This is a genomic window from Sulfurospirillum diekertiae (genome assembly GCF_002162315.1).
Classification (GTDB): domain Bacteria; phylum Campylobacterota; class Campylobacteria; order Campylobacterales; family Sulfurospirillaceae; genus Sulfurospirillum.
Map to the genome: position 1 here is coordinate 396,804 of NZ_CP021416.1, position 24,408 is coordinate 421,211.

General features: G+C 38.6%; 22 protein-coding genes and 5 tRNA genes. 23 read left to right on the forward strand and 4 right to left on the reverse strand.

Annotated elements, in window-relative coordinates:
- Positions 1 to 4 precede the first annotated feature (4 nt).
- Together Sdiek1_RS02070 and Sdiek1_RS02075 are read right to left on the reverse strand one after the other, a co-directional pair.
- The gene (locus tag Sdiek1_RS02070) at positions 5 to 241 is read right to left on the reverse strand and encodes a VF530 family protein (protein WP_087437679.1); all 237 of its coding nucleotides are present in this window, start codon (positions 239 to 241) and stop codon (positions 5 to 7) included.
- A 162-nt stretch (positions 242 to 403) separates the two neighbouring features.
- A complete protein-coding gene (locus Sdiek1_RS02075; protein WP_087437680.1) occupies positions 404 to 1,156 on the reverse strand; it encodes an SDR family oxidoreductase in 753 nt (250 codons plus the stop codon).
- Between the two features lie 336 nt (positions 1,157 to 1,492).
- Here Sdiek1_RS02075 and Sdiek1_RS02080 point away from each other — a divergent pair, with 336 nt between their 5' ends.
- The 5 genes from Sdiek1_RS02080 (at position 1,493) to Sdiek1_RS02100 (ending at position 6,045) form a co-directional block, all read left to right on the forward strand.
- Entirely contained in the window at positions 1,493 to 2,614 is a 1,122-nt protein-coding gene (locus Sdiek1_RS02080) for a branched-chain amino acid ABC transporter substrate-binding protein (protein ID WP_087439803.1), read from the forward strand.
- An 84-nt stretch (positions 2,615 to 2,698) separates the two neighbouring features.
- Positions 2,699 to 3,601: a branched-chain amino acid ABC transporter permease gene (locus Sdiek1_RS02085; protein WP_087437681.1), complete on the forward strand. Its 903-nt coding sequence runs from the start codon at positions 2,699 to 2,701 to the stop codon at positions 3,599 to 3,601.
- Complete coding sequence (locus Sdiek1_RS02090; protein ID WP_087437682.1) at positions 3,601 to 4,548, forward strand: branched-chain amino acid ABC transporter permease; 948 nt, start codon at positions 3,601 to 3,603, stop codon at positions 4,546 to 4,548. Before Sdiek1_RS02085 ends, Sdiek1_RS02090 begins: the two co-directional genes overlap by 1 nt.
- Entirely contained in the window at positions 4,545 to 5,327 is a 783-nt protein-coding gene (locus Sdiek1_RS02095) for an ABC transporter ATP-binding protein (RefSeq protein ID WP_087437683.1), read from the forward strand. Before Sdiek1_RS02090 ends, Sdiek1_RS02095 begins: the two co-directional genes overlap by 4 nt.
- Positions 5,320 to 6,045, forward strand: a complete 726-nt coding sequence (locus Sdiek1_RS02100; RefSeq protein WP_087437684.1) for an ABC transporter ATP-binding protein — start codon at positions 5,320 to 5,322, stop codon at positions 6,043 to 6,045. The genes Sdiek1_RS02095 and Sdiek1_RS02100 overlap by 8 nt, the downstream gene beginning before the upstream one ends.
- Before the next feature lie 31 nt (positions 6,046 to 6,076).
- On the opposite strand, the gene Sdiek1_RS02105 is transcribed toward Sdiek1_RS02100, so the two are convergent.
- Together Sdiek1_RS02105 and Sdiek1_RS02110 are read right to left on the reverse strand one after the other, a co-directional pair.
- Positions 6,077 to 6,319 carry a hypothetical protein gene (locus Sdiek1_RS02105; RefSeq protein WP_087437685.1) on the reverse strand — a complete coding sequence of 81 codons (243 nt, stop codon included), beginning with the start codon at positions 6,317 to 6,319 and terminating at the stop codon, positions 6,077 to 6,079.
- A 51-nt stretch (positions 6,320 to 6,370) separates the two neighbouring features.
- Positions 6,371 to 7,114, reverse strand: coding sequence for a YaaA family protein (locus Sdiek1_RS02110; RefSeq protein WP_087437686.1), 744 nt, complete (start codon positions 7,112 to 7,114; stop codon positions 6,371 to 6,373).
- Positions 7,115 to 7,231: 117 nt separating this feature from the next.
- Between Sdiek1_RS02110 and Sdiek1_RS02115 the strand changes: the two genes are divergently transcribed.
- The 18 genes from Sdiek1_RS02115 to fusA all read left to right on the forward strand — a co-directional run bounded on the left by Sdiek1_RS02115 (position 7,232) and on the right by fusA (position 24,372).
- Positions 7,232 to 7,307, forward strand: a tRNA-Thr gene (locus Sdiek1_RS02115).
- Between the two features lie 52 nt (positions 7,308 to 7,359).
- Positions 7,360 to 7,444, forward strand: a tRNA-Tyr gene (locus Sdiek1_RS02120).
- Between the two features lie 2 nt (positions 7,445 to 7,446).
- Positions 7,447 to 7,523, forward strand: a tRNA-Gly gene (locus Sdiek1_RS02125).
- A gap of 146 nt (positions 7,524 to 7,669) precedes the next feature.
- Positions 7,670 to 7,744: transfer RNA gene (locus Sdiek1_RS02130), tRNA-Thr, on the forward strand.
- Between the two features lie 71 nt (positions 7,745 to 7,815).
- Entirely contained in the window at positions 7,816 to 9,015 is a 1,200-nt protein-coding gene (gene tuf, locus Sdiek1_RS02135) for an elongation factor Tu (RefSeq protein ID WP_087437687.1), read from the forward strand.
- 51 nt (positions 9,016 to 9,066) lie between these two features.
- On the forward strand, positions 9,067 to 9,225 hold the full coding sequence (gene rpmG / locus Sdiek1_RS02140) for a 50S ribosomal protein L33 (RefSeq protein WP_012856149.1): 159 nt from the start codon (positions 9,067 to 9,069) through the stop codon (positions 9,223 to 9,225).
- Positions 9,226 to 9,252: 27 nt separating this feature from the next.
- Positions 9,253 to 9,328 (forward strand) — tRNA-Trp (locus tag Sdiek1_RS02145).
- 17 nt (positions 9,329 to 9,345) lie between these two features.
- Entirely contained in the window at positions 9,346 to 9,525 is a 180-nt protein-coding gene (secE, locus tag Sdiek1_RS02150) for a preprotein translocase subunit SecE (protein WP_087437688.1), read from the forward strand.
- Positions 9,526 to 9,534: 9 nt separating this feature from the next.
- Positions 9,535 to 10,065 carry a transcription termination/antitermination protein NusG gene (gene nusG / locus Sdiek1_RS02155; RefSeq protein WP_087437689.1) on the forward strand — a complete coding sequence of 177 codons (531 nt, stop codon included), beginning with the start codon at positions 9,535 to 9,537 and terminating at the stop codon, positions 10,063 to 10,065.
- Between the two features lie 16 nt (positions 10,066 to 10,081).
- Positions 10,082 to 10,507 carry a 50S ribosomal protein L11 gene (rplK, locus tag Sdiek1_RS02160; RefSeq protein ID WP_087437690.1) on the forward strand — a complete coding sequence of 142 codons (426 nt, stop codon included), beginning with the start codon at positions 10,082 to 10,084 and terminating at the stop codon, positions 10,505 to 10,507.
- A gap of 60 nt (positions 10,508 to 10,567) precedes the next feature.
- Complete coding sequence (rplA, locus tag Sdiek1_RS02165) at positions 10,568 to 11,272, forward strand: 50S ribosomal protein L1 (protein ID WP_087437691.1); 705 nt, start codon at positions 10,568 to 10,570, stop codon at positions 11,270 to 11,272.
- Positions 11,273 to 11,466: 194 nt separating this feature from the next.
- A complete protein-coding gene (gene rplJ, locus Sdiek1_RS02170) occupies positions 11,467 to 11,949 on the forward strand; it encodes a 50S ribosomal protein L10 (protein WP_087437692.1) in 483 nt (160 codons plus the stop codon).
- Positions 11,950 to 12,042: 93 nt separating this feature from the next.
- Positions 12,043 to 12,417, forward strand: a complete 375-nt coding sequence (rplL, locus tag Sdiek1_RS02175) for a 50S ribosomal protein L7/L12 (protein WP_087437693.1) — start codon at positions 12,043 to 12,045, stop codon at positions 12,415 to 12,417.
- 133 nt (positions 12,418 to 12,550) lie between these two features.
- Complete coding sequence (gene rpoB / locus Sdiek1_RS02180; RefSeq protein ID WP_087437694.1) at positions 12,551 to 16,708, forward strand: DNA-directed RNA polymerase subunit beta; 4,158 nt, start codon at positions 12,551 to 12,553, stop codon at positions 16,706 to 16,708.
- A complete protein-coding gene (gene rpoC / locus Sdiek1_RS02185; RefSeq protein ID WP_087437695.1) occupies positions 16,686 to 21,212 on the forward strand; it encodes a DNA-directed RNA polymerase subunit beta' in 4,527 nt (1,508 codons plus the stop codon). Before rpoB ends, rpoC begins: the two co-directional genes overlap by 23 nt.
- An 83-nt stretch (positions 21,213 to 21,295) precedes the next feature.
- The gene (gene rpsL, locus Sdiek1_RS02190; RefSeq protein WP_012856158.1) at positions 21,296 to 21,673 is read left to right on the forward strand and encodes a 30S ribosomal protein S12; all 378 of its coding nucleotides are present in this window, start codon (positions 21,296 to 21,298) and stop codon (positions 21,671 to 21,673) included.
- 74 nt (positions 21,674 to 21,747) lie between these two features.
- A complete protein-coding gene (gene rpsG / locus Sdiek1_RS02195; RefSeq protein WP_087437696.1) occupies positions 21,748 to 22,218 on the forward strand; it encodes a 30S ribosomal protein S7 in 471 nt (156 codons plus the stop codon).
- Positions 22,219 to 22,293: 75 nt separating this feature from the next.
- Positions 22,294 to 24,372 (forward strand): elongation factor G, encoded by a 2,079-nt coding sequence (gene fusA, locus Sdiek1_RS02200; RefSeq protein ID WP_087437697.1) that lies wholly within the window; start codon positions 22,294 to 22,296, stop codon positions 24,370 to 24,372.
- Positions 24,373 to 24,408 lie beyond the last annotated feature (36 nt).

Sequence of the window (24,408 nt, forward strand, 5' to 3'; positions counted from 1 at the left end):
AGGATTACTTCGTTTGATTTTTACGGAAATTGATGTAGAGTTTTTCGATTTTCTCTCGTGCCCAAGGAGTTTTACGGAAAAATTTGAGGCATGAGTTGATGCTAGGATTGACATGAAAACAGTTCATGCGTAGCATTTCATCGAGTTTTTCCCAGCCATAATGTGCTTGCAATTCAGTGACAAGCTTTTCGAGCGTGACACCATGAAGGGGATTGTTGTTATTGTGTTCGTTGTTATTCATGTATTCCTCAAAATTTAAAGCACCAAAGGTGCGCGGGCTTTGTGCCGAGCAAAACCCAGTGTTAACGTAGTCTTTAGAGCTTTGCTTTAAAGACGTATTAAGAGTTTTGAAAAAACTCTATCCCTTTTTACATGTAAAGATTTTCTCTACATGTAAAAAGGTTTAATTACGTTCTACGCTAAGTCCTGCATAGCTTTGAACGGTTGGCATAATCTCAATGCGATTGACGTTGATATGTGCTGGAAGTTCAGCCAGTGAAAAAATTGCATTGGCAATATCTTCTTTTGAAAGGGGTGTGGTATTTTTATACACAGAGTCTGCTTTGGCTTTGTCCCCTTTAAACCGAACATCGGAAAATTCGGTAAGTGAAAAACCAGGTTCAATGTTGGTGACACGTACATGTGTTCCTTTTAGGTCTGTTCTTAAGTTGAGGGAAAATTGTTTGACAAAAGCTTTGGTTGCGCCATACACATTGCCACCCTCATATGGCCAACTACCTGCGGTTGAACCAATGTTAAAGATATAGCCTGTTTTACGCTCGACCATCACAGGCAAAACAGCTTTCGTCATGTAAAGTAGACCTTTGATGTTCGTGTCGATCATCTTTTCCCAATCATCTAGGCTTGCTTCATTGGCATGTTCAAGCCCAAGAGCAAGACCAGCATTGTTGACCAAAATATCAATAGATTTATATGCTTCAGGAAGAGAAGCAATCGCGCCAAATACCTCGTCTTTTTTAGTAATATCAAAACAAAGCGTTACAATATCACAGTGTGGCAGACGAGCTTTGAGTGCATCTAAACGCTCTTTTCGGCGACCTGTTGCAATCACTTTATAGCCAGCATTTGCAAATTTTTCAGCGGTTGCTTCTCCAAAACCTGAAGTTGCACCTGTAATCAAGACAATTTTTGACATGACACATCCTTTGCATTTTTTGATTTAGAGTTCTAGCCGAACTCTGAACACGCTTTGAAAGCAAAGCTTTAAAAACTACGTTAACTTCGGCAGTAAGCCCACGCACCTTTAGTGCTTTGCCTTCTTTCAACTTTAATGATGAAAGAAGTCTATTATACAAGATGGAGGTATAATCATACCTTTTGTTGAAAATTGCATCATAGTTTCTTAAGCAATGTTGCCAAAATATATTAAGATACCTTATGTACAAAAAGTGCTTTTTTTAGTAATTTTAAATTTTAATAAGGCACAATGTGACACATAAAAAAATTAAACAAAGGAGTGAGAGTGAAGAAAATGTTTTCAAAGTTAACGGTTTCTTTGGCAGCCTGCTCAATGCTAGTCAGTGCGAGTGTCGCGGCAACGAATGTGATTAAGATTGGTGTGCAAGCGCCTATTACAGGGCAATATGCCAATGAAGGTCAAAGCATCGATAACGGAGTGAAGCTGATTGTGGATCAGTACAATGCCAAAGGCGGCGTTTTAGGCAAAAAAATCGAAGTTGTCACCTGCGATGACCAAGGTACAGCGCAACAAGCAGCGATTTGTGCGAAAAAACTGGTGAATGAAGGTGTGAAAGCCGTCATTGGTTCGTACACGTCAGGTGCAACTGAAGCAGCACAAACAACTTATAACAGAGCAGGGGTACTTCAAACCAGTGATGGTACAAGTGACTCGTTGATCGCACACAAATACTGGACATTTTTCAGAAATTCATTCCCCAACAGTGCTGAAGCAGACTACACAGCCAAATATTTTGTCGATGGAAAACAGTACAAAAAAATCGTTATTCTCTCAGATTACTCCAGCTACTCAACAGACTTAGCCGATGCGACGATCAAAGCACTCAAAGCTAAAAACGCTAACATTATTTATGAAGGCAAAATCAAATCAGGTTCTCAAAACTTCACAGCAACTTTGACAAAAATTAAAGCCATGGAACCTGATGTTATCTACTTTAGTGGCTACTACACCGATGGAGGACTTCTAAGGGCTCAACAAATGCAGTTAGGCATTAAAGCGGACTTTGTTGGAGGCGACTCCAATGACAATCCTGATTATATGAAACTAGCAGGGGAGAGTGCTCAAGGCACACTTCTTATCAACGTACCAACCCCAGATATTTTGCCATATGATATCGCTAAAACGTTTTTAACGGATTATAAAACAAAATTCAACGCGATGCCAGCATCTATTTGGTCATTGATGAACGTAGATGGTCTTCGTGTTATTTTACATGTAATGGAACAAACCAAATCTGAAGATACCAAAGTGATCGCTGAAGAGATGCATAAACTCAAAGATTTTCCTGGTATTACAGGACCTGTGACCTTTAGAGAAGATGGTGAACGAACCGGTGGTGGCTATATGACGTATGAAGTTCAAGCCGATAAAAGCTACAAAATCGTTTATCAATAAGCATTTTACTGGTACACTTTCAGCGCACATTGCCAAAGAGGGATCTCTCTTTGGCAATCTCACTCTATTAGAATAAGGTTCTCTATGGATATTTTTTTACAACAAATGGTCAATGGCCTTACTATTGGAAGCCTTTATGCACTGGTTGCTTTAGGGTATACAATGGTGTATGGCGTTATGCGGCTTATCAATTTTGCGCATGGTGACCTCGTTGCTTTTTCTGCTTTTATAGGACTCAGCGTTTACACACAAATTTTTGGGGAGAGTGCAACCTCTTTGGGTGTGATTATTACAGTGTTCGCATTGACAGCTCTTAGTGTTGCTTTTGTGGGTGTACTTCTTGAGCGCCTAGCGTATAGACCTTTACGAACTGCACCACGTTTAAGTGCCGTGGTATCTGCTCTTGGAGCTGGTTTAGTGATTCAAAATTCAGTGATGATGGTTTGGGGACCCAATATGAAAATATTTCCCTCCAATCTCTTTCCTTCTACTATTTGGTCTGTGGGCGGTATTGTGATTACGTTTACACAGGTGATGATTTTAGGTGTTTCATCGGTCTTGATGGTAGGTCTCTATTTTTTCATCCACCAGACTAAAATTGGCACAGCCATTCGAGCGGTGGCGATTGACCAAGATGCTGCAAAACTGATGGGCATTAATGTCAATCGTATTATTATGATTATCTTCATTATTGGCTCCGCACTGGGTGCCGTTGCAGGGCTTTTTATAGGCTCTTATTACCGTGGAATCACCTTTGATATGGGGTGGATGTACGGGCTTAATGCCTTTGTCGCCGCCATTATGGGAGGCATCGGCAATATTCCAGGTGCAATGCTTGGAGGGCTTCTTTTGGGACTTTTTAATGCAATGATCACAGGTTATATTTCAACGCAATGGGCTGAAACCTTTACCTTTGTGCTTTTAATTGCGATTTTAGTTTTAAGACCAACAGGAATCCTTGGTGAAACAGTGGCGGAGAAAGTATAATGAATAAAAGTACACTTATAACCCTTTGTTTACTCGTTTTTATGGGATTTTTTCCTTTTTTTGTGGATTCAGCGTGGTTGGCGATTGGAACAACCTTTTTAGTTTTCTCTGTGGTGGCACTTTCTCAGGACATCATTTTAGGACGCGCAGGTGTTTTTCATATGGGACATGCAATGTTTTTTGGATTGGGTGCATACACGACTGCTATTCTTAATGTGAATTTTGGACTTCCCATTCTTGCAACACTTTTGCCGGCGGTGTTGATTCCGATGTTTTTTGCCTTTTTGTTGGTTGCGCCTATTATTCATTTACGAGGGGATTATCTATTAGTTGCAACGATTGGCTTTAATATCATTTTTATTCAAGTCCTAGAAAACGATATCTTTGGTTTAACGGGTGGACCAAATGGGCTGTTTGGCATTGACGTGGTTAAATTCTTTGGCTATGAACTCTCTTCGCAAACCCATATGTATTATATGGCGTTTCTATTGTTAGGCATAACACTTTTGATTATTCGCAATCTTGATCGCAGTAAATTTGGACGTGCAATGTTTTATATTCATAAAGATGAAATTGCAGCGCAAAGTATGGGCATTAACATACGTTACTTTAAACTGTATGCCTTTATTTTAGGCGCAGGTATTGCAGGGGCTGCTGGAAGTATGTTTTCCATTCAGTATTCTGCCGTCAGTCCAGAGGCATTTAACGTGACACAGTCCATTATGTTCTTTACGATTGTTTTAGTGGGTGGTTCTGCTTCTTTGCCGGGTGTTTTAATTGGAACATTTATTATGTTTGTGCTTCCTGAAATGTTTAGAGAGTTTGAAACAGCGCGTTATTTGGTTTTTGGCATTGCAATGATATTGACGATGATTTTGAGACCGCGTGGTATTTGGCCTGTCAAATTTGGCAACATTCCAAGCTTCCTGAAAAAGGAGGTCAAATGAGCGAGTATATCTTAGAAATCAGCCACGTCAGCAAGTATTTTCAAGGGCTCATTGCCATTAATGATCTCTCTATGAAAGTAAAAAAAGGACAAATCTACGGCATCATAGGACCCAATGGTGCAGGTAAAACAACATTGTTTAACTGTATTACAGGGATTTATCGACCTGAAATCGGAAAAATTCTTTGGAAAGGTCGCGACATTAAAGGTGCAAGTCCTGATAAAATTGCAGCATTTGGTATTCTTCGAACTTTTCAGACTATTCGCCTTTTTTCAGAGATGAGTGTGGCAGAAAATATTATGTCAGGTCGCCATATTAAGTCTCAACAACGTTGGTACAATGGTGTTATCCCAACACCTGCTTATTATAAGGACGAGCGAGCCAATTGGGAAAAAGTGGGGGAGCTGATGTCGTTTTTCAATCTTTCAGAGTATGCGACAACACCAGCAGGAGATCTCTCTTATGGAATTCAAAGGCGTATCGAGATGGCACGTGCACTTGCCGCTGAGCCAGAGCTTCTCATTTTGGATGAACCTGCAGCGGGTCTCAATGAAAATGAGACATTGGAGCTGACACAAACCATTCGTAAGATTCAAGCGATGGGTGTTACGGTAATGATGATTGAGCACGATATGGATATGGTGATGAGTCTTTGCGAATATATTACGGTGATTAATTTTGGAGCGAAGATAAGCGAGGGTATTCCATCTTTCGTTCAAGATGATCCAGTAGTTGTTGAGGCGTATATTGGAAGTGACGAGGATGATGACGATGAGTGAGAAATTACTGGATATCAAAAATTTACATGTAAACTATGGAGCCGTTGAAGCGATCAAAGGAATTGATTTACATGTAAATAGAGGCGAAGTCGTTACCATCTTAGGTGCCAACGGTGCTGGCAAAACGACAACCCTCCAAACCATTAGTGGTCTTTTAAAATCTAATTCCGGAAGTATTGTATTTGATAATAAAGATATTACGCAAATACCTGCCCATGAAATTGTGAGCCTAGGCATGAGTCATGCTCCTGAAGGGCGCCGTGTTTTTGGAACACTTAGTGTTGAAGAAAATCTGATGATGGGTGCTTACAGCTTGAAAAAATACGATGCGCTGACACTCGATTGGATTTACGAAATATTACCTCGTTTGTATGAGCGTAAACAACAGCTAGCTGGTACACTTAGTGGTGGTGAACAGCAAATGTTAGCTATTGGGCGAGCCATCATGAGCAAACCAAAATTACTTATTTTGGATGAGCCAAGCCTTGGGCTTGCACCTGTTTTAGTCAAAGTGATTTTTAAGGCCATCAAAGAGATTAGCAAAAGTGGCGTTACGGTTCTTTTGGTTGAGCAAAACGCAAAAGCAGCCCTTAAACTAGCCAATCGAGGGTATGTTTTGGAACTTGGTAAAATTACGCACAGCGGCAGTAGTGAGGAGTTATTAACTTCTGAAGTCATACAAGAGGCATATTTAGGTAAGAAAAAAGAGGCTTTATAAGAGCAGCTAGGGGCCTTTAATGCCCCTAGAATTATTTTAGTTTTTCGATAATCGTTTGATTAAGCTCAAGTTTTTCTTTATTCTTTGCTACACCTTCACTCGCTTTAGCGATTTTTTCACTATTTTTTGCGATATCTTGTTTGTTCTTATCGATTTCATCACGATTAAGCTCAATAAGCCTTGTGAGTTCATCAACTTTTCGTTCATATTTATTGATAATATAATAGATCGCGTAAACAAGTACGCCAATGACGATCCATTGTAAAATACCCATAAGCTTTTCCTTGATATAAATTTTGATAACATTGTACCTTTTTACAACAAATCAATCAATAATATCAAAGATGTATTCGCGTTTCAATTTTTGTTCTTTGATTTCACGAATACGAAGTCCTTCAAAACTGATTTTTCCAAGATCTTTTTCATTAGAAGGGCGATGAATAGCCATTTCACGTAAAACTTGCCCACGATAAGCTTTTGCAAAATGACTTACTACTTTATCATTTTTCAAAAATTTCATGGTGATAAAAGGTTGTTTCAGCGTATAGAATTTTTCATAATATCCTGCACGTAGGTCTAAAATAGTTTCATCACCAATCCACGCATCAATGGCATCACTAAAATACTCTTTATAGAAAATTTCGGTTTTAAAACCATTCAGGCTTTCACCTTGTTTGAGTTTATATTCTGGAATCAGATCGCCGGCTAAAAGAGGGCCAAAAAGATTCGAAAAAATCATGACATGGTTTTCAATATAAGTTTGTGCATTTTTATCTAATGTTGCAAATGAAAGATGATCGTAAGCAATACCACTGTATCGAAGAATAGCTTTACATGTAAATGAGTCAAAAATATTTTTACTTGCTTGTACTAAATTTTTTTGAGTATCTTTAATACCAAAGAGATTTTGCAAGAGTGTGGTATCATATGTTTCTAAAAGTGCTTGATACTGCTTCAAAACCTGATAACGTTTTTCATATAAATAAGGAAAGACTAAACTCTCTTTTTTGAGCAAGCCGTGAGTGGTTAATGCGCTTTTTGTCTCGCTGGGTGAGAATAAAATTTTCATCGTATACCTTTAATAGCAAACATAAGAGACTATTTTAGCCAATATATAAGTAAAATATCTAAAAAGTATTGACTTTGAAAATCTTTTGAGATATAATTTCACCTCACAATCAAGGGTGCTGGTGTAGCTCAGTTGGTAGAGCAACTGCCTTGTAAGCAGTAGGTCGGCGGTTCGATTCCGTTCACCAGCTCCATTTTTGTTTGTGAAAGACAGTGTTTGACCAGCAATAAATATGGTAAAAATACGGTGAGATACTCAAGTGGCCAACGAGGGCAGACTGTAAATCTGCTGACTATGTCTTCGAAGGTTCGAATCCTTCTCTCACCACCATTGCGGGAGTAGCTCAGTTGGCTAGAGCATTAGCCTTCCAAGCTGGGGGTCGCGGGTTCGAGTCCCGTCTCCCGCTCCAAGATTTTATAAGCAAACTGGGAGCTGTTGAATTTCTTCTGCTTTAGGGCACTACAGAACAAGTTCAGTAGTCTTTCCTTTCTTTCCTTAATAAAATCTAATCATTATTATTGTTGCGATACAATTCGGTCCACCCTTTTGTAGTCGGCTCATATGGCTCAGGGGTAGAGCACTTCCTTGGTAAGGAAGAGGTCGAGGGTTCAAGTCCCTCTATGAGCTCCATCACTCAAAAAGTTTTTAAAACTTTGAAAAATTGAAATGTACTAAAAATAAAACTCATTACGGAGGAAAAAATGGCAAAAGAAAAGTTCTCTAGAACAAAGCCACACGTTAACATTGGAACCATCGGTCACGTTGATCATGGTAAAACTACGCTTACAGCTGCTATCTCTGCAGTTCTAGCGACAAAAGGTCTTTGTGAATTTAAAGATTACGATGGTATTGATAACGCTCCTGAAGAGAGAGAGCGCGGTATTACTATTGCAACTTCTCACATTGAATATGAAACAGAAAATCGTCACTACGCACACGTAGACTGCCCAGGTCACGCGGATTACGTTAAAAACATGATCACAGGTGCTGCTCAAATGGATGGTGCTATTCTTGTTGTTTCTGCAGCAGATGGTCCTATGCCTCAAACTCGTGAACACATCCTTCTTTCTCGCCAAGTCGGTGTTCCATACATCGTTGTTTTCATGAACAAAGCAGATATGGTTGATGATGAAGAACTTCTTGAACTTGTTGAAATGGAAATTAGAGAGCTTCTTAGTTCATATGACTTCCCAGGTGATGATACTCCAATCGTTGCAGGTTCTGCACTTAAAGCACTTGAAGAAGCAAAAGCTGGTACTGTTGGCGCATGGGGTGAAAAAATTCTTGCTCTTATGGCTGCTGTTGATGCTTATATCCCAAATCCAATCCGTGAAACTGAAAAAGACTTCTTGATGCCAATCGAAGATGTATTTTCAATCTCAGGTCGTGGTACCGTTGTTACTGGTAAAATCGACAGAGGTGCTGTAAAAATTGGTGAAACAATTGAAATCGTTGGTATCAAAGATACAAAAACTACAACTGTAACTGGTGTTGAAATGTTCCGTAAAGAGATGGAACGTGGTGAAGCTGGCGATAACTGTGGTATCTTGCTACGTGGTATCAAAAAAGAAGAAGTTGAGCGTGGTATGGTTCTTTGTAAACCAAAATCAATCACTCCACACACTGATTTTGAAGCTGAAATCTATGTTCTTTCAAAAGAAGAGGGTGGTCGTCATACTCCATTCTTTAACAACTATAGACCACAGTTTTACGTTCGTACAACAGACGTAACAGGTTCTATCACATTACCAGAAGGTACTGAGATGGTTATGCCTGGTGATAACGTAAAAATCAAAGTTGCACTTATCGCACCTATCGCCCTTGAAGAGGGTACTCGTTTTGCAATCCGTGAGGGTGGTAGAACTGTTGGTGCGGGTGTTGTTGCTACAATCATCAAGTAATTTTAGCATGTAAGGGGAAACCCTTACATGTAATTAAGTCAAGGAAATCTAATGACCGTTAAAATCGGACTAAAGTGTTCTGAATGTGGTGACATTAATTACACAACAACCAAAAACAGCAAGACAGTTACTGAAAAAGTTGAACTTAGCAAGTATTGTCCAAGACTGAAAAAACACACTGTTCACAAAGAAGTGAAATTAAAAAGTTAAGTCCCTTAAAAGACTTAACTTACATGCAGGGTAGTAGCTCCAACGGTAGAGCGTCGGTCTCCAAAACCGCAGGTTGTGGGTTCGAGTCCCTCCTACCCTGCCACTAGTCGAGGTAATACAATGGAAAAATTAAGAGCTTATTATCATCATTCTAAAGCTGAATTGTCAAAAGTTATATTTCCAACAAAAGAACAGATACGAAATGCTTTCATTTCTGTTTTCGTTGTTGTAACTGTAATTTCACTCTTCTTAGCGTTGATTGATGCTATTATGTCTTTTTCTTTATCTTCTTTAATTTAAGGAGAAAGAATGGCACATAGATGGTATGCAATTCAAACCTATGCAGGTAGCGAGCAAGCAGTTAAGAAAGGGATTATTACACTTGTTAACGATCATGGGATCGCTGATAAAGTAGAACAAATTCTTGTCCCAACTGAAGATGTAATAGAAGTTAAGAATGGTAAAAAAAAGATTAGTGAGCGAAGTCTTTATCCTGGTTATGCATTTGCAAAACTGGATTTAGATACAGCACTCTGGCATCTTATCCAATCATTGCCAAAAGTCGGAAGGTTCATCGGTGAGGCAAAAAAACCTACACCTTTGAGTGAAAAAGATATTGCATTGATTTTGGAAAAAGCAGAGAAAAAAGGTGCGCCAAAACCAAAAATCTTCTTTGAAAATGGCGAGAGTGTTAGGATTACAGAAGGTCCTTTCGCAAACTTTACAGGTTCTGTAGAAGAGTATGATATGGTTCATGGCAAACTCACACTCAATGTTTCAATCTTTGGTAGAAGCACTCCAGTTGAGATTCTCTATTCTCAAGTTGAAAAAATAGTCTAAGCTTAAAGGAAAAGAAATGGCAAAAAAGGTCATTGGCGAAATTAAATTGCAAATTGAAGCTGCTAAAGCAAACCCTTCACCTCCAGTAGGACCAGCTCTTGGTCAACGTGGTGTGAATATTATGGAATTTTGTAAAGCATTTAATGAAAGAACAAAAGAGTTGGCAGGTTTTAGAATTCCTGTTGTTATCACTGTTTATGCTGATAAAAGTTTTACATTTATCACCAAACAACCACCTGCAACTGATCTTATCAAAAAAGCAGTTGGTCTTAAAAGTGGTTCAAGCAACCCTTTGAAAAATAAAGTTGGTACCCTTAGCAAAGCTCAAATTCTTGAGATTGTTGAGAAAAAAATTGCTGATCTTAATACAACGGATCGTGAAGCAGCTGTGAAAATTATTTCAGGTTCTGCTAGAAGTATCGGTATTAACGTCGTCGATTAATCCTTACCCCTTTACCGTCAGGGTCATAAAGGCGGAAGCAAAATTATGCGGAGATAAAGAATGGCAAAGAAAGTAAATAAACGTTTTCAAGAACTTTTGAAAAAAGTTGATAAAGAAAAAAAGTATTCAGTAGCTGATGCACTTGGCAATATTAAAAACCTAGCGTCTGCAAAATTTGACGAAACAATCGAAATTGCACTTAAACTTAACGTTGACCCAAGACATGCTGACCAAATGGTTAGAGGTTCTGTTGTTCTTCCAGCGGGTACTGGTAAAACAGTTCGTGTTGCGGTTATTGCGAAAGACGAAAAAGCAGATGAAGCAAGAGCTGCTGGTGCTGATATTGTTGGTAGCGATGATTTAATTGAAGAGATTCAAGCAGGTCGCATTAACTTTGACGTTTTGATTGCAACACCAAATATGATGGGTTTAGTAGGTAAAGTTGGACGTATTCTTGGACCAAAAGGTATTATGCCAAACCCAAAAACGGGTACTGTAACAATGGATGTTGCAAAAGCTGTTGAGAATAACAAAGGTGGACAAGTAAACTTCCGTGTTGATAAACAAGGAAATATCCATGCGGGTATTGGTAAAATTAGCTTCTCATCTGAGCAAATTAGAGAGAATTTTGAAGCATTTATCAAAGCAATCAACAAGCATAAACCTGCTTCTTCTAAAGGTAAATATATTAAATGTGCTGCATTGTCACTTACTATGAGCCCATCTATGAATCTTGAAAATCAAGAATTAATCGACCTTAGATAAAATACTCATCTAAAGCTTTTGTCCATTAAATTTGGCTAGAAAGCTTTAGTGCCTTAGAAATTTTTGCCATAGAGAGTTACTTTATGGTGTACTGTATATTTATACTTAATCTTATGATTGGAGAGAGTAGAGGCGAAAGCTTAATTTGAGGTAACTCATCTCTACTTGAAATCACCAGTTGGAAAGGAGAAAAATTGACAAGAACAGAGAAAGCTGAATTTATTAGTTCTCTAACTGAAGAGTTTAAATCTTCCGACGGTTTAATTGTTTGTGACTACAAAGGTCTTAATGTTAAAGCGATCGAAGCATTAAGAAATGCTTCAAGACCAGAAGCTGTTAGTGTTAAAGTTATTAAAAATACTTTAGCATCAATTGCTATGACAAACGCTGGTATCGAAGGACTTGAACTAAAAGACACCAACATTTTTGTTTGGGGTGCTGATCAGTTAGCTGTTACTAAAGTTGTCGCTACATTCGCCAAAACAAACCCAAATTTTGTAATTAAATCTGGTTTTGCTGGTGGTATTGTTGTTGATGCTGCTAAAGTTGAAGCACTTTCTAAAATGCCATCACGTAATGAGCTTATTGGAATGCTTCTATCAACTTGGATGGCACCCATTACAAACTTTACCATTGGTCTTGATGCACTTCGTGCTAAAAAACAAGAGTCTGAATAGAGCGTATTTGTAAAGTTTTGCCTTTACATGTAAAGTCCAAGAGCAAGACTCTTGTAAAATCATTATAACTATAAAATAATCAGGAGATTTGAAATGGCAATTTCAAAACAAGACGTATTAGAGTATATTTCAGGTCTTAGTGTACTTGAATTGAGTGAACTTGTAAAAGATTTCGAAGAGAAATTTGGTGTATCTGCAGCTCCAGTTATGGTAGCAGGTGCTGGCGCAGCTGTTGCAACAGAGGCGGCTGAAGAGAAAACTGAGTTTGATGTTATTCTTAAAGATGGCGGCGAGAAAAAAATCAACGCAATTAAAGTTGTTAGAGAAATCACAGGTCTTGGTCTTAAAGAGGCAAAAGATGCTGTTGAAGGTGCTCCTACAACTGTTAAAGAGGGTGTCTCTAAACAAGTTGCTGAAGAAATCAAAAAGAAACTTGAAGAAGCTGGCGCTGTCGCTGAAATCAAGTAATTTTATTACTTTAAGAGAAGCTTTGCGCTTCTCTTTTAAAACTATATTCTTGGATATTAATTAGTCGTTACAACTTCTATCAAGCGATAGATGAACCTACTGCCCTTTTCAAACAACTACACGAGGTAGACTCATGTTAAATAGCCTAAAATCTGGAAATCGCTTACGAGTCGATTTTTCCAAAGTCCCAAAAAAAATTGATGTACCAAATCTACTCCAACTTCAACAAAAGAGTTACGAACAGTTTTTAGATGTTGAAAATTTCAAAGAAGAGAGTGGCGTAGAGAAGGTTTTTAAATCTATTTTTCCTATTCATGATCCCCAAAATAGACTTACTTTAGAATATGCTGGATCTGAGGTTGGAAAACCTAGATATACTGTCCGCGAATGTATGGAGCGTGGCCTTACTTATTCTGTTAGCTTAAAAATGAATATTCGTCTTATCCTCTGGGATAAAGATGAAAAATCCGGTGAAAAGACTGGTGTAAAAGATATTAAAGAACAAGCAATTTTTATTCGTGAAATTCCATTAATGACCGATAGAACTTCATTTGTTATCAATGGTGTTGAAAGAGTTGTTGTTAATCAGCTTCACAGAAGCCCTGGTGTTATCTTTAAAGAAGAAGAGAGCCCAACGGTTGCTAATAAGCTTATTTATAATGCTCAAATTATTCCAGATCGCGGTTCTTGGCTCTATTTTGAATACGATGCTAAAGATACCCTATTTGTTAGAATTAATAAACGCAGAAAAGTTCCTATTACGATTCTATTTCGTGCACTTGGATACAGCAAACAAGATATTTTAAAACTTTTTTACCCTGTGCTCAATATTATGATTCGTGAAAATAAATTCTTAATTGAGTTCTCAGCAGATAACTTCTTAGGTCGTGTTGATTTCGATCTTAAAGATGAACATGGAAACCTTCTTTTGGCTGCAGGAAAGCGTCTTGCACGTAAAAAAGCTGAAAAATTTATTGAAGATGGTATTAAGTTTATTGAATATCCTGTTGAAATTTTGGTTAATCGTTTTCTCTCTTCTCCAATTATTGATAAAGAGAGTGGCGAAGTCCTTTATGATACATTGGCACAACTTGACGAAGGTAAATTGGCTAAGATTATTGAACAAAAATGTGAAACGATTGAAATTGCCAATGATCTTGCAAGTGGTGTCGATGATGCTATTATTAACTCGTTTATTGCTGATAACGAAACACTGAAATTACTTCGTCAAACAGAGAGCATTGAAGATGAAAATGACTTAGCAGCGATTCGTATTTATAAAGTAATGAGACCAGGCGAGCCTGTTACCAAAGAAGCTGCAAAGACATTTGTCAAAGATCTTTTCTTTAACTCTGAAAGATACGATTTAACCAAAGTTGGTCGTATGAAAATGAATCATAAACTTGGACTTACAGTACCAGAGTATGTGACGATTATGACGAGCGAAGATATTATCAAAACAGCAAAATATCTTATTAAGGTCAAAAATGGTCAAGGTCATATCGATGATCGTGATCACTTGGGCAATAGAAGAATTAGAGCTATCGGTGAGTTACTTGCGAACGAGCTTCATGCAGGTTTGATCAAAATGCAAAAAGCGATTCGTGATAAATTCACAGCACTTAGCGGTAGTGTTGAAGAGTTAATGCCTCATGATTTGATTAACTCTAAAATGATTACTTCTGCGATTGCAGAATTTTTCTCAAGTGGACAATTGTCACAATTTATGGATCAAACCAATCCGCTCAGTGAAATTACACATAAAAGAAGATTATCGGCTCTTGGTGAGGGTGGTTTAGTAAAAGAGCGTGCAGGCTTTGAAGTCCGTGACGTTCACCCAACACACTATGGTCGTATTTGTCCAGTAGAAACACCAGAGGGTCAAAATATTGGTTTGATCAATACCCTTTCAATGTATGCAAAAGTTAATGACCTTGGTTTTGTGGAAGCACCTTACCGTAAAGTTGAGAATGCAACCATTACAGATGAGATTATTTACATCACAGCAACACAAGAAGAGGGTTTAGTTATTGCCCCTGCCAGTACCAAGATTAATGAAAACAACGAGATTGTTGAAGATTTAATTGAGGTTAGAGTTGATGGTGAGACTGTACTAATTGAGAAAGAGAAAGTTGATTTGATCGATCTTTCGTCCATGATGATAGCCGGTGTTGCAGCTTCACTTATTCCATTCTTGGAACATGATGATGCGAACCGTGCATTGATGGGTTCAAACATGCAACGTCAAGCCGTGCCTTTGGTCAAATCAGACGCACCTATTGTGGGAACGGGCGTTGAAAAAATTGCAGCTCGAGACTCTTGGGAAGCGATTAAAGTCAAACGTGCGGGTATGGTTGAAAAAGTTGATAATAAAAATGTTTATATTTTAGGTGAAGATGAAGGTGGCGCATTTATTGACCATTATGCGCTTCAAAAAAATCTTAGAACCAACCAAAATACAACTTTCACTCAAAAAGTCATTGTAAGAAAAGGTGATATGGTTGAAGCGGGTGGTGTTATCGCTGATGGTCCAAGTATGGATCAAGGTGAACTTGCTATCGGTAAAAACGCAATGGTTGCTTTTATGCCATGGAATGGTTATAACTACGAAGATGCGATTGTTATCTCTGAGCGTATGATTCGTGAAGATGCTTTTACCAGCGTTCATATCTATGAAAAAGAGGTTGAAGCACGTGAGCTTAAAGACGGCGTAGAAGAGATTACTAAAGACATTCCAAATGTCAAAGAAGAAGAATTAGCCCATCTTGATGATAGTGGTATTGTAAAAGTTGGTACCTATGTCACTCCTGGCATGATTCTTGTTGGTAAAGTATCACCAAAAGGTGAAGTAAAACCAACGCCTGAAGAGCGACTTTTACGTGCTATTTTTGGTGAGAAAGCAGGACATGTTGTCAACAAATCACTTTATGCAACGCCATCATTAGAGGGTATTGTTGTTGATGTTAAAATCTTTACAAAAAAAGGTTATGACAAAGATCCACGTGCTGTCCAAGCATATGAGCAAGAAAAAGAGATTTTAGACCGTGAGCATCATGATAAACTCTTGATGTTAGATCGTGAAGAGATGTTGCGTATTAATGCATTGCTTTTGAAAAACCCACTACAAGAAGATCAAGAGATTAGCAAAACAAGCTATAAAAAAGGTGGCTTTATTAAAGCAGAAGATCTTCATAATGTTAACCGTTTTTCAATTAATTCGATTGTAAAAGCATTCTCAAATGAAGTTCAAGATGACTATAAAGATCTTAAAATGTACTTCCAAAATGAGAAGAAAAAGCTCAAAGAAGAACATGATGAGAAACTAAATATCATTGAAAAAGATGATATTTTACCAAGCGGGGTTGTTAAGCTTGTTAAAGTTTATGTGGCAACCAAACGTAAGCTTAAAGTCGGTGACAAAATGGCGGGACGTCACGGAAATAAAGGTATCGTTTCTAATATCGTTCGTGAAGTCGATATGCCTTACCTTAAAAATGGTGAAATTGTCGACATCGTTTTAAATCCACTGGGCGTTCCAAGTCGTATGAATATTGGACAAATTCTTGAGGTTCATTTAGGTCTTGTTGGTAAACGTTTAGGCGATCAAATTGAAGAGATATTTAAAGAGAAACAAGGTGATTGGATTAAAGCACTTCGTGAAAAAATGATTAGTATTGCTGATGTTGCCAAACTGATGGATGCTAGGAATTTTATTGATAAAGTAAATGATGAACAATTGTTGATTTTTGCTAGAGATTGGAGCAAGGGTGTTAAATTTGCAACTCCAATTTTTGAAGGTGTTAACGTTGAAGAGTTTGAAAAACTCTTTGAAATGGCAAAAATTGATACCGATGGTAAGACTGACTTATACGATGGTATGACAGGTCAAAAGATGCACGAAAGAGTCAATGTGGGTTACATGTACATGTTAAAACTTCACCACTTGGTTGACGAAAAAGTGCATGCAAGAAGTACAGGACCATACTCACTGGTTACGCAACAACCTGTTGGTGGTAAAGCCCTCTTTGGTGGTCAAAGATTCGGTGAAATGGAGGTATGGGCGCTTGAAGCATACGGTGCTGCTCATACACTAAGAGAGATGTTAACAGTCAAATCAGACGACGTTGAAGGACGTATTTTAGCTTATAAAGCACTTACTAGAGGTGAAAATGTCCCTCAAACAGGAATTCCTGAAACATTCTATGTTTTAACGAATGAGTTGAAGTCTTTGGCTTTAGATGTTGAGATTTATGACGAGGTGGAAGAAGATGAAACGACTAGAACCAATTGAGATTCACGAAGAGAGCCGTCCTAGGGACTTTAAAGCATTTCAATTAAGACTTGCAAGTCCTGAAAAGATTCGCTCATGGAGTTATGGAGAGGTTAAAAAACCAGAAACCATTAACTATCGTACGCTCAAACCAGAGCGTGATGGACTTTTCTGCGCGAAAATCTTTGGACCCGTCAGAGATTATGAATGTCTGTGCGGAAAATATAAAAAGATGCGTTACAAAGGCATCAAATGCGAGAAGTGTGGCGTTGAAGTAACGAGCACAAAAGTGAGACGTTCACGTATGGGGCACATTGAGTTAGTAACTCCTGTGGCGCATATTTGGTATGTTAACTCACTTCCAAGTCGTGTGGGAACGCTACTTGGTGTTAAGATGAAAGATCTTGAGCGCGTACTTTACTATGAAGCTTACATTGTTGAGCAAGCAGGTGAAGCGTTTTACGATGCTGAAAATAAAAATAAAGTTGCAGTTTATGATGTTCTTAATGAAGAACAATATCAATCATTGCAACAACGTTTTGAAGATACTGGTTTTGTAGCAAAAATGGGTGGCGAGGTTATTCGTGATTTATTAGCGAATATTGATCTTGTCGAAGTTCTTGGTCAACTTAAAGAAGATATTAACCAAACCAGTTCTGAAGCAAAGAAAAAAACCATTGTTAAACGTCTCAAAGTTGTTGAAGCATTCCTCAACAGTGGCAATCGCCCTGAATGGATGATGATTACTATGTTGCCAGTTCTTCCGCCAGATCTTAGACCACTTGTAGCACTTGATGGTGGAAAGTTTGCGGTCAGTGACGTCAATGACTTGTATCGTCGTGTTATCAACAGAAATGCTCGTTTGAAGCGTTTGATGGAACTTGATGCACCAGAAATTATTATTCGTAACGAAAAACGAATGTTACAAGAAGCGGTTGATGCACTTTTTGATAATGGTCGTCGTGCCAATGCCGTAAAAGGCGCTAATAAGCGTCCTTTAAAATCGCTTTCAGAGATCATTAAAGGTAAACAAGGACGTTTCCGCCAAAACCTACTTGGTAAAAGGGTTGACTTTTCAGGTCGTTCTGTTATCGTTGTTGGACCAAACTTGAAAATGGATCAGTGCGGTCTTCCAAAACAGATGGCGTTGGAGCTTTTTAAACCACATTTGTTAGCACGCCTTGAAGAAAAAGGGTATGCAACAACGGTTAAGCAAGCGAAAAAAATGATCGATATGAAAACCAATGAAGTATGGGAATGTTTAGCGGAAGTGGTTAAAGGTCATCCGGTTATGCTTAACCGTGCACCAACACTTCACAAACTCTCAATTCAGGCATTTCATCCTGTTTTGATTGATGGAAAAGCGATTCGTTTGCACCCTCTTGTATGTTCTGCCTTCAACGCGGACTTCGATGGCGATCAAATGGCCGTTCACGTTCCATTATCACAAGAGGCCATTGCTGAATGTAAGATCTTGATGCTGAGTTCAATGAACATCTTGCTTCCAGCTTCAGGTAAAGCGGTAACCGTCCCAACACAAGATATGGTTTTGGGTCTTTACTATTTAACACTCGAAAAACCGCATGCAAAAGGTTCTAATAAGATTTTTGCAAATGTGGATGAAGTCCATATTGCCATTGATGCAGGATTTTTAGATATTCATGCAAAAATTAAAACACGTATCAATGATAGAGTTCTCTTTACAACAGCAGGTCGTTTGATTTTAAAATCAATCTTACCAGATTTTGTGCCTGAAGCACACTGGAACAGAGTATTGAAAAAGAAAAATATCGGTGCTTTAGTTGATTTTGTCTTTAAAGAAGGTGGTATTGGTATTACTGCAGGATTTTTGGATAATATTAAAAGACTCGGCTTTAAATACGCAACTGAATCAGGTATTTCGGTTTCAATTGATGATATCCGTGTTCCTGAAGCAAAAGTGAAAAAAATCAAAGAAGCGAAGAAAAAAGTACGTGAGATCCAAAAACAATTTAGTTCTGGTTTATTAACTGAGCAAGAACGTTACAACAAAATTATTGATATTTGGACGGATACGAACAATGAAGTGGCTTCTGAAATGATGAAGCTTACGGAGAGTCATAAAGGTGGCTTTAACTCTATTTATATGATGGCAGATTCTGGTGCGCGTGGTTCTGCTGCGCAAATTAGACAGTTAGCAGGTATGAGGGGTCTTATGGCGAAACCGGATGGAAGTATTATTGAAACGCCAATTATTTCAAACTTCCGTGAAGGCCTAAACGTTCTTGAATACTTTATTTCAACGCATGGTGCTCGTAAAGGTCTTGCGGATACCGCTCTTAAAACAGCGAACGCGGGTTACCTAACAAGAAAACTCATCGACGTTGCTCAAAATGTGAAAGTGACCATGGATGATTGTGGTACGCATGAAGGCGTTGAGATTACTGAAATCAGTGAAAGCGGTGAGCTTGTAGAGTCATTGTATGAGAGAGCAACAGGTCGTGTTCTTGCCGAAGATGTTATTGACACAATTACCAATGAAGTTCTTTTCACAGAGGGAACATTGATTGATGAGAAGAGTGCCCAAGCCCTTAAAGAGGCAAGCATTAAGTCGGTTGTTATTCGTACACCGATTACATGTAAAGCTAAAAAAGGTGTCTGCGCTAAATGTTATGGTACGAACTTGGCTGAGGGCACATTGGTTCGCCCTGGTGAAGCTGTTGGTATTATTTCAGCACAATCGATTGGTGAGCCAGGTACGCAGCTAACACTTCGTACATTCCACATCGGTGGTACGGCATCAACGGAATCTCAAGATCGCCAAGTTATTGCACAGAAAGAGGGTTTTATTCGTTATTACAATGTAAAAACGTATGTGACTAAAGAAGGCAAGAATATTGTTGCTAACCGCAGAAATGCAGCTGTTCTTCTTGTCGAGCCAAAAATAAAAGCACCATTTAAAGGTACGATTGAGATTGATACAGCACATGAAGAGACAGCGATTACAATTACCAGTGCTAGTGGTGAAAATATTCGTTATACCCTTCGTAAAAGTGACTTTGCTAAGCCAAATGAGCTAGCGGGTGTTAGTGGTAAAATTGAGGGTAAATTCTATATCCCATATCTTAGTGGCGATATGGTTGAAATCAACGAGAGTATCGTAGAGGTCATTAAAGAGGGTTGGAATGTTCCAAGTCGTATTCCTTATGCGAGTGAGCTTAAAGTAAAAAATGGTGATCCAATTATCCAAAAGATTCATGCTGATGCCAAAGGTGTTGTAAAATACTATAAGCTTCATGGAGACTATTTGGATCGTATCCACGATATTGAAAAAGGTCATGTGGTTAAAGAAAAAGGTATTTTTGCAGTGGTTGCAGACAATGATGATAGAGAAGCAATTCGTCACTATATTCCACGTGATTCCATCATTGATATTAATGATAATAGCATTGTAGAGGGGAAAACGCTCCTTGCATATCCTTCAACCAGTGAGCAAATTACCATTGCTGAGTGGGATCCATACTCTACGCCAATTATCGCAGAAGATGCAGGTATTGTTACATTTGAAGATATTGAACCAGGTATTAGTGCAACAGAGCAATTTGATGATATGACTGGTCAAAGCAAACTGGTCATCAATGAGTATCTACCAAGCGGCATGAAACCAACCATTATTATTGCAAATAAAAATGGTGAGATTGTTAAGTATCAATTAGAGCCAAAAACAGCAATCTTTGTTCAAAATGGTGTAACGGTTGGTCTAGCGGATTTGATTGGTAGAACGCCAAAAGCGATTGCAAAATCGAAAGATATCACTGGTGGTCTTCCACGTATTAGTGAGCTTTTTGAAGCACGTCGTCCTAAAAATGCCACTGTTATTGCGGAGATTGATGGAACGATTCGTTTTGGTAAACCACTACGTTCAAAAGAACGTATTATCATTGAAGCAGCTGATGGTACAAGTGTCGAGTATTTAGTGGATCGTAATACACAAATTCACGTTCAACCAGGTGAATTTGTCCACGCAGGTGAGCGACTCACCGATGGTGTAATTTCAAGCCATGATATTTTACGTATTATGGGTGAAAAAGCACTTCACTATTATTTGATCAGTGAAATTCAACAAGTCTATCGTGGACAAGGTGTTGCGATTAACGATAAACACATTGAGGTTATCGTTTCTCAAATGCTTCGCCAAGTACGTATTGTTGACAGTGGCGATACCAAATTCATTATGGGTGATTTGATTAGTCGTAGACGTTTCCGTGAGGAAAATGAAGCGGTTATGAAAATGGGTGGAGAGCCAGCGATTGCTGAACCAACACTTTTAGGTGTTACGCGTGCAGCGATTGGTAGTGATAGTGTTATATCAGCGGCTTCATTCCAAGAAACAACGAAAGTTCTAACGGAAGCGAGCATCGCAGGTAAGATGGATATGCTTGAAGATCTTAAAGAAAATGTTATTTTAGGACGTATGATTCCAGTAGGAACCGGTCTTTATCAAAACAAACAATTTAATATTGAGTTGAATCCAAGTAGAGGTTAAGTTAAGGTTCCCTTAACTTAACCTTTTTTAAGCTATTTTTAAATAAAATTAGCACCTATTTTTTACAAAATAAAGGAAATAATGTGCCAACCATTAACCAACTCGTCAGAAATGAGAGAAAAAAGGTGATTAAAAAATCAAAATCACCTGCACTTGATAAGTGCCCTCAAAGAAGAGGCGTTTGTACAAGAGTTTATACGACAACTCCTAAGAAACCAAACTCTGCTTTGAGAAAAGTTGCCAAAGTCAAATTGACCAGCGGTTTTGAAGTCATTAGCTACATCGGTGGCGAGGGACACAACCTACAAGAACACTCCATTGTATTGGTACGTGGCGGTAGGGTAAAAGATTTACCAGGTGTTAAGTACCATATCGTACGTGGTGCGCTTGATACTTCAGGTGTTGCAAAAAGAACGGTGTCTAGAAGTAAATACGGTACAAAAAGACCAAAAGCTAAATAAATTTAACAGCAGGTGATGTCCTTTGTTTTGACATCATTTGAGTAAAATTTTTAAAAAAATTTGAAGGAAATAGTATGAGAAGAAGAAAAGCTCCTGTAAGAGAAGTATTACCAGATCCAATCTACAATAGCAAAATTATCACAAAGTTTATCAATGCGTTGATGCTCGATGGAAAAAAGAGTGTTGCTACTAAAGTATTTTATGGTTCATTAGAACTCGCTGAAAAAAGAAGCGGAACACTCAAAGGGATTGAAATTTTCAATACAGCTATCGATAACGTTAAGCCTGTTATGGAAGTAAAAAGCAGACGTGTCGGTGGAGCAACATATCAAGTTCCAGTCGAAGTTAGAACAACTCGTCAACAAGCATTGGCTCTTAGATGGTTGGTTTCTTACGCTCGTAAAAGAAGTGAGAGAACCATGATCGAGAGGTTGGCCAATGAACTTTTAGATGCGGCTAATAGTAGAGGCGCTACCTTTAAGAAAAAAGAAGATACTTATAAAATGGCAGAAGCAAACAAAGCGTTTGCTCACTATCGCTGGTAAGATGACGCTGGGGATGTTTACATGTAAACATCCCTTTCTTCAGAACTACACTCCTAATATAACAAGGAAATTATAATGGCAAGAAATACCCCTATTGAAATGGTTAGAAACATCGGTATTGCTGCGCACATTGATGCAGGTAAAACCACAACAACTGAAAGAATCCTTTTTTACACCGGTATCTCTCATAAAATTGGTGAGGTACATGATGGTGCTGCAACAATGGACTGGATGGAGCAAGAGAAAGAAAGAGGTATTACCATTACTTCTGCTGCAACAACATGTACATGGAAAGATCATCAAATTAATATCATCGACACTCCAGGCCACGTTGACTTCACGATTGAAGTTGAGCGTTCTATGCGTGTTCTTGATGGCGCTGTCGCTGTATTTTGTGCCGTTGGTGGCGTTCAACCACAGTCTGAGACCGTTTGGAGACAAGCGAATCGTTACCAAGTACCAAGAATGGTATTTGTTAACAAAATGGACCGTGTTGGTGCAGATTTTTATAACGTTGAAGCACAAATTAAAAATCGTTTAAAAGCAAATCCAGTACCTATTCAAATTCCTATTGGTGCAGAAGAAAACTTCAAAGGTGTTGTTGATCTTGTTGAGATGAAAGCACTTATTTGGGATGATGATGCTGCGATGGGTTCAAACTACCAAGTGGTTGAAATTCCAGCGGAACTTGCGGATAAAGCTAAAGAGTATCATGAGAGAATGGTTGAAGCTGTTTCTGAGACCAGTGATGAGTTGATGGAAAAATACCTTGGTGGTGAAGTGCTTACGAAAGCTGAAATTAAAGCAGGTATTAAAGCAGGATGTCTTGCAATGACATTTATTCCTATGATTTGTGGAACAGCCTTTAAAAACAAAGGTATTCAACCAATGTTAGATGCTGTTATCGATTATATGCCTGCACCTACTGAAGTGCATGCGATTAAAGGTGTATACGAAGATGGGCATGAGTGTGTGGTTGATTCTACAGACGAAGGCGAATTTGCAGCACTTGCGTTTAAAATTATGACCGATCCATTCGTTGGTCAATTAACGTTCGTTCGTGTTTATCGTGGTTCATTGGAAAGCGGAAGTTATGCTTACAATACAACGAAAGATAAAAAAGAGCGTATTGGCCGTTTATTAAAAATGCATGCCAATAAAAGAGAAGAGATCAAAGCACTTCACTCTGGTGAAATTGGTGCGGTTGTAGGTCTTAAAGAGACATTGACGGGTGACACGCTCGCAAGTGAAAAAGATCCTGTAATCTTGGAGAGAATGGTATTCCCAGATCCTGTTATCTCTGTTGCCGTTGAGCCTAAAACCAAAGCGGATCAAGAGAAAATGGGTATTGCGCTTCAAAAATTGGCACAAGAAGATCCAAGCTTTAGAGTTGAGACTGACGAAGAGAGTGGTCAAACGATCATCTCCGGTATGGGTGAGCTTCACTTAGAGATTCTTGTTGATCGTATGCTTAGAGAGTTTAAAGTAAGTGCGGAAGTTGGTCAACCACAAGTTGCTTACCGTGAAACGATTCGTGCTAGCGTTAACCAAGAGTACAAATACGCAAAACAATCAGGTGGTCGTGGTCAATACGGTCACGTTTACCTCAAAATCGAGCCTCAAGATGCAGGTGCTGGTTATGAGTTTGTTAACGATATCAAAGGTGGTGCGATTCCAAAAGAATTTATTCCTGCCGTTGATAAAGGTATTAAAGAGGCACTTGGTGCGGGTGTTCTTGCTGGTTATAAAGTGGAAGACGTTAAAGTTACCCTTTATGATGGAAGTTACCATGATGTTGACTCCTCTGAGATGGCGTTTAAACTCGCTGCTTCAATGGGCTTCAAAGAGGGTTGTCGTAAGGCAAAACCAGTTATTCTTGAGCCAATTATGAAAGTGGAAGTTGAGACACCTGAGGACTTTATGGGTGATGTTATTGGCGATCTTAACAGACGTCGTGGACAAATCAACTCTATGGATGATAGAAGTGGTAACAAAATTGTTAACGCATTCTGCCCATTGGCTGAAATGTTTGGTTACTCTACAGATCTAAGGTCTCAAACACAAGGTCGTGCTTCTTACTCTATGGAATTCGATCATTATGACGAAGTTCCTAGAAACGTTGCTGAAGAGATTATCAAAAAACGTAACGGTTAATATACCATTTTTGCTAAAGCCGAATGTGTGAAAACG

Bases quoted from the DNA above. Each gene is read 5' to 3' on its own strand.
- Sdiek1_RS02070 (WP_087437679.1), bottom strand. From the start codon at position 241: ATGAATAACAACGAACACAATAACAACAATCCCCTTCATGGTGTCACG.
- Sdiek1_RS02075 (WP_087437680.1), bottom strand. From the start codon at position 1,156: ATGTCAAAAATTGTCTTGATTACAGGTGCAACTTCAGGTTTTGGAGAA.
- Sdiek1_RS02080 (WP_087439803.1), top strand. From the start codon at position 1,493: ATGTTTTCAAAGTTAACGGTTTCTTTGGCAGCCTGCTCAATGCTAGTC.
- Sdiek1_RS02085 (WP_087437681.1), top strand. From the start codon at position 2,699: ATGGATATTTTTTTACAACAAATGGTCAATGGCCTTACTATTGGAAGC.
- Sdiek1_RS02090 (WP_087437682.1), top strand. From the start codon at position 3,601: ATGAATAAAAGTACACTTATAACCCTTTGTTTACTCGTTTTTATGGGA.
- Sdiek1_RS02095 (WP_087437683.1), top strand. From the start codon at position 4,545: ATGAGCGAGTATATCTTAGAAATCAGCCACGTCAGCAAGTATTTTCAA.
- Sdiek1_RS02100 (WP_087437684.1), top strand. From the start codon at position 5,320: ATGAGTGAGAAATTACTGGATATCAAAAATTTACATGTAAACTATGGA.
- Sdiek1_RS02105 (WP_087437685.1), bottom strand. From the start codon at position 6,319: ATGGGTATTTTACAATGGATCGTCATTGGCGTACTTGTTTACGCGATC.
- Sdiek1_RS02110 (WP_087437686.1), bottom strand. From the start codon at position 7,114: ATGAAAATTTTATTCTCACCCAGCGAGACAAAAAGCGCATTAACCACT.
- tuf (WP_087437687.1), top strand. From the start codon at position 7,816: ATGGCAAAAGAAAAGTTCTCTAGAACAAAGCCACACGTTAACATTGGA.
- rpmG (WP_012856149.1), top strand. From the start codon at position 9,067: ATGACCGTTAAAATCGGACTAAAGTGTTCTGAATGTGGTGACATTAAT.
- secE (WP_087437688.1), top strand. From the start codon at position 9,346: ATGGAAAAATTAAGAGCTTATTATCATCATTCTAAAGCTGAATTGTCA.
- nusG (WP_087437689.1), top strand. From the start codon at position 9,535: ATGGCACATAGATGGTATGCAATTCAAACCTATGCAGGTAGCGAGCAA.
- rplK (WP_087437690.1), top strand. From the start codon at position 10,082: ATGGCAAAAAAGGTCATTGGCGAAATTAAATTGCAAATTGAAGCTGCT.
- rplA (WP_087437691.1), top strand. From the start codon at position 10,568: ATGGCAAAGAAAGTAAATAAACGTTTTCAAGAACTTTTGAAAAAAGTT.
- rplL (WP_087437693.1), top strand. From the start codon at position 12,043: ATGGCAATTTCAAAACAAGACGTATTAGAGTATATTTCAGGTCTTAGT.
- rpoB (WP_087437694.1), top strand. From the start codon at position 12,551: ATGTTAAATAGCCTAAAATCTGGAAATCGCTTACGAGTCGATTTTTCC.
- rpoC (WP_087437695.1), top strand. From the start codon at position 16,686: ATGAAACGACTAGAACCAATTGAGATTCACGAAGAGAGCCGTCCTAGG.
- rpsG (WP_087437696.1), top strand. From the start codon at position 21,748: ATGAGAAGAAGAAAAGCTCCTGTAAGAGAAGTATTACCAGATCCAATC.
- fusA (WP_087437697.1), top strand. From the start codon at position 22,294: ATGGCAAGAAATACCCCTATTGAAATGGTTAGAAACATCGGTATTGCT.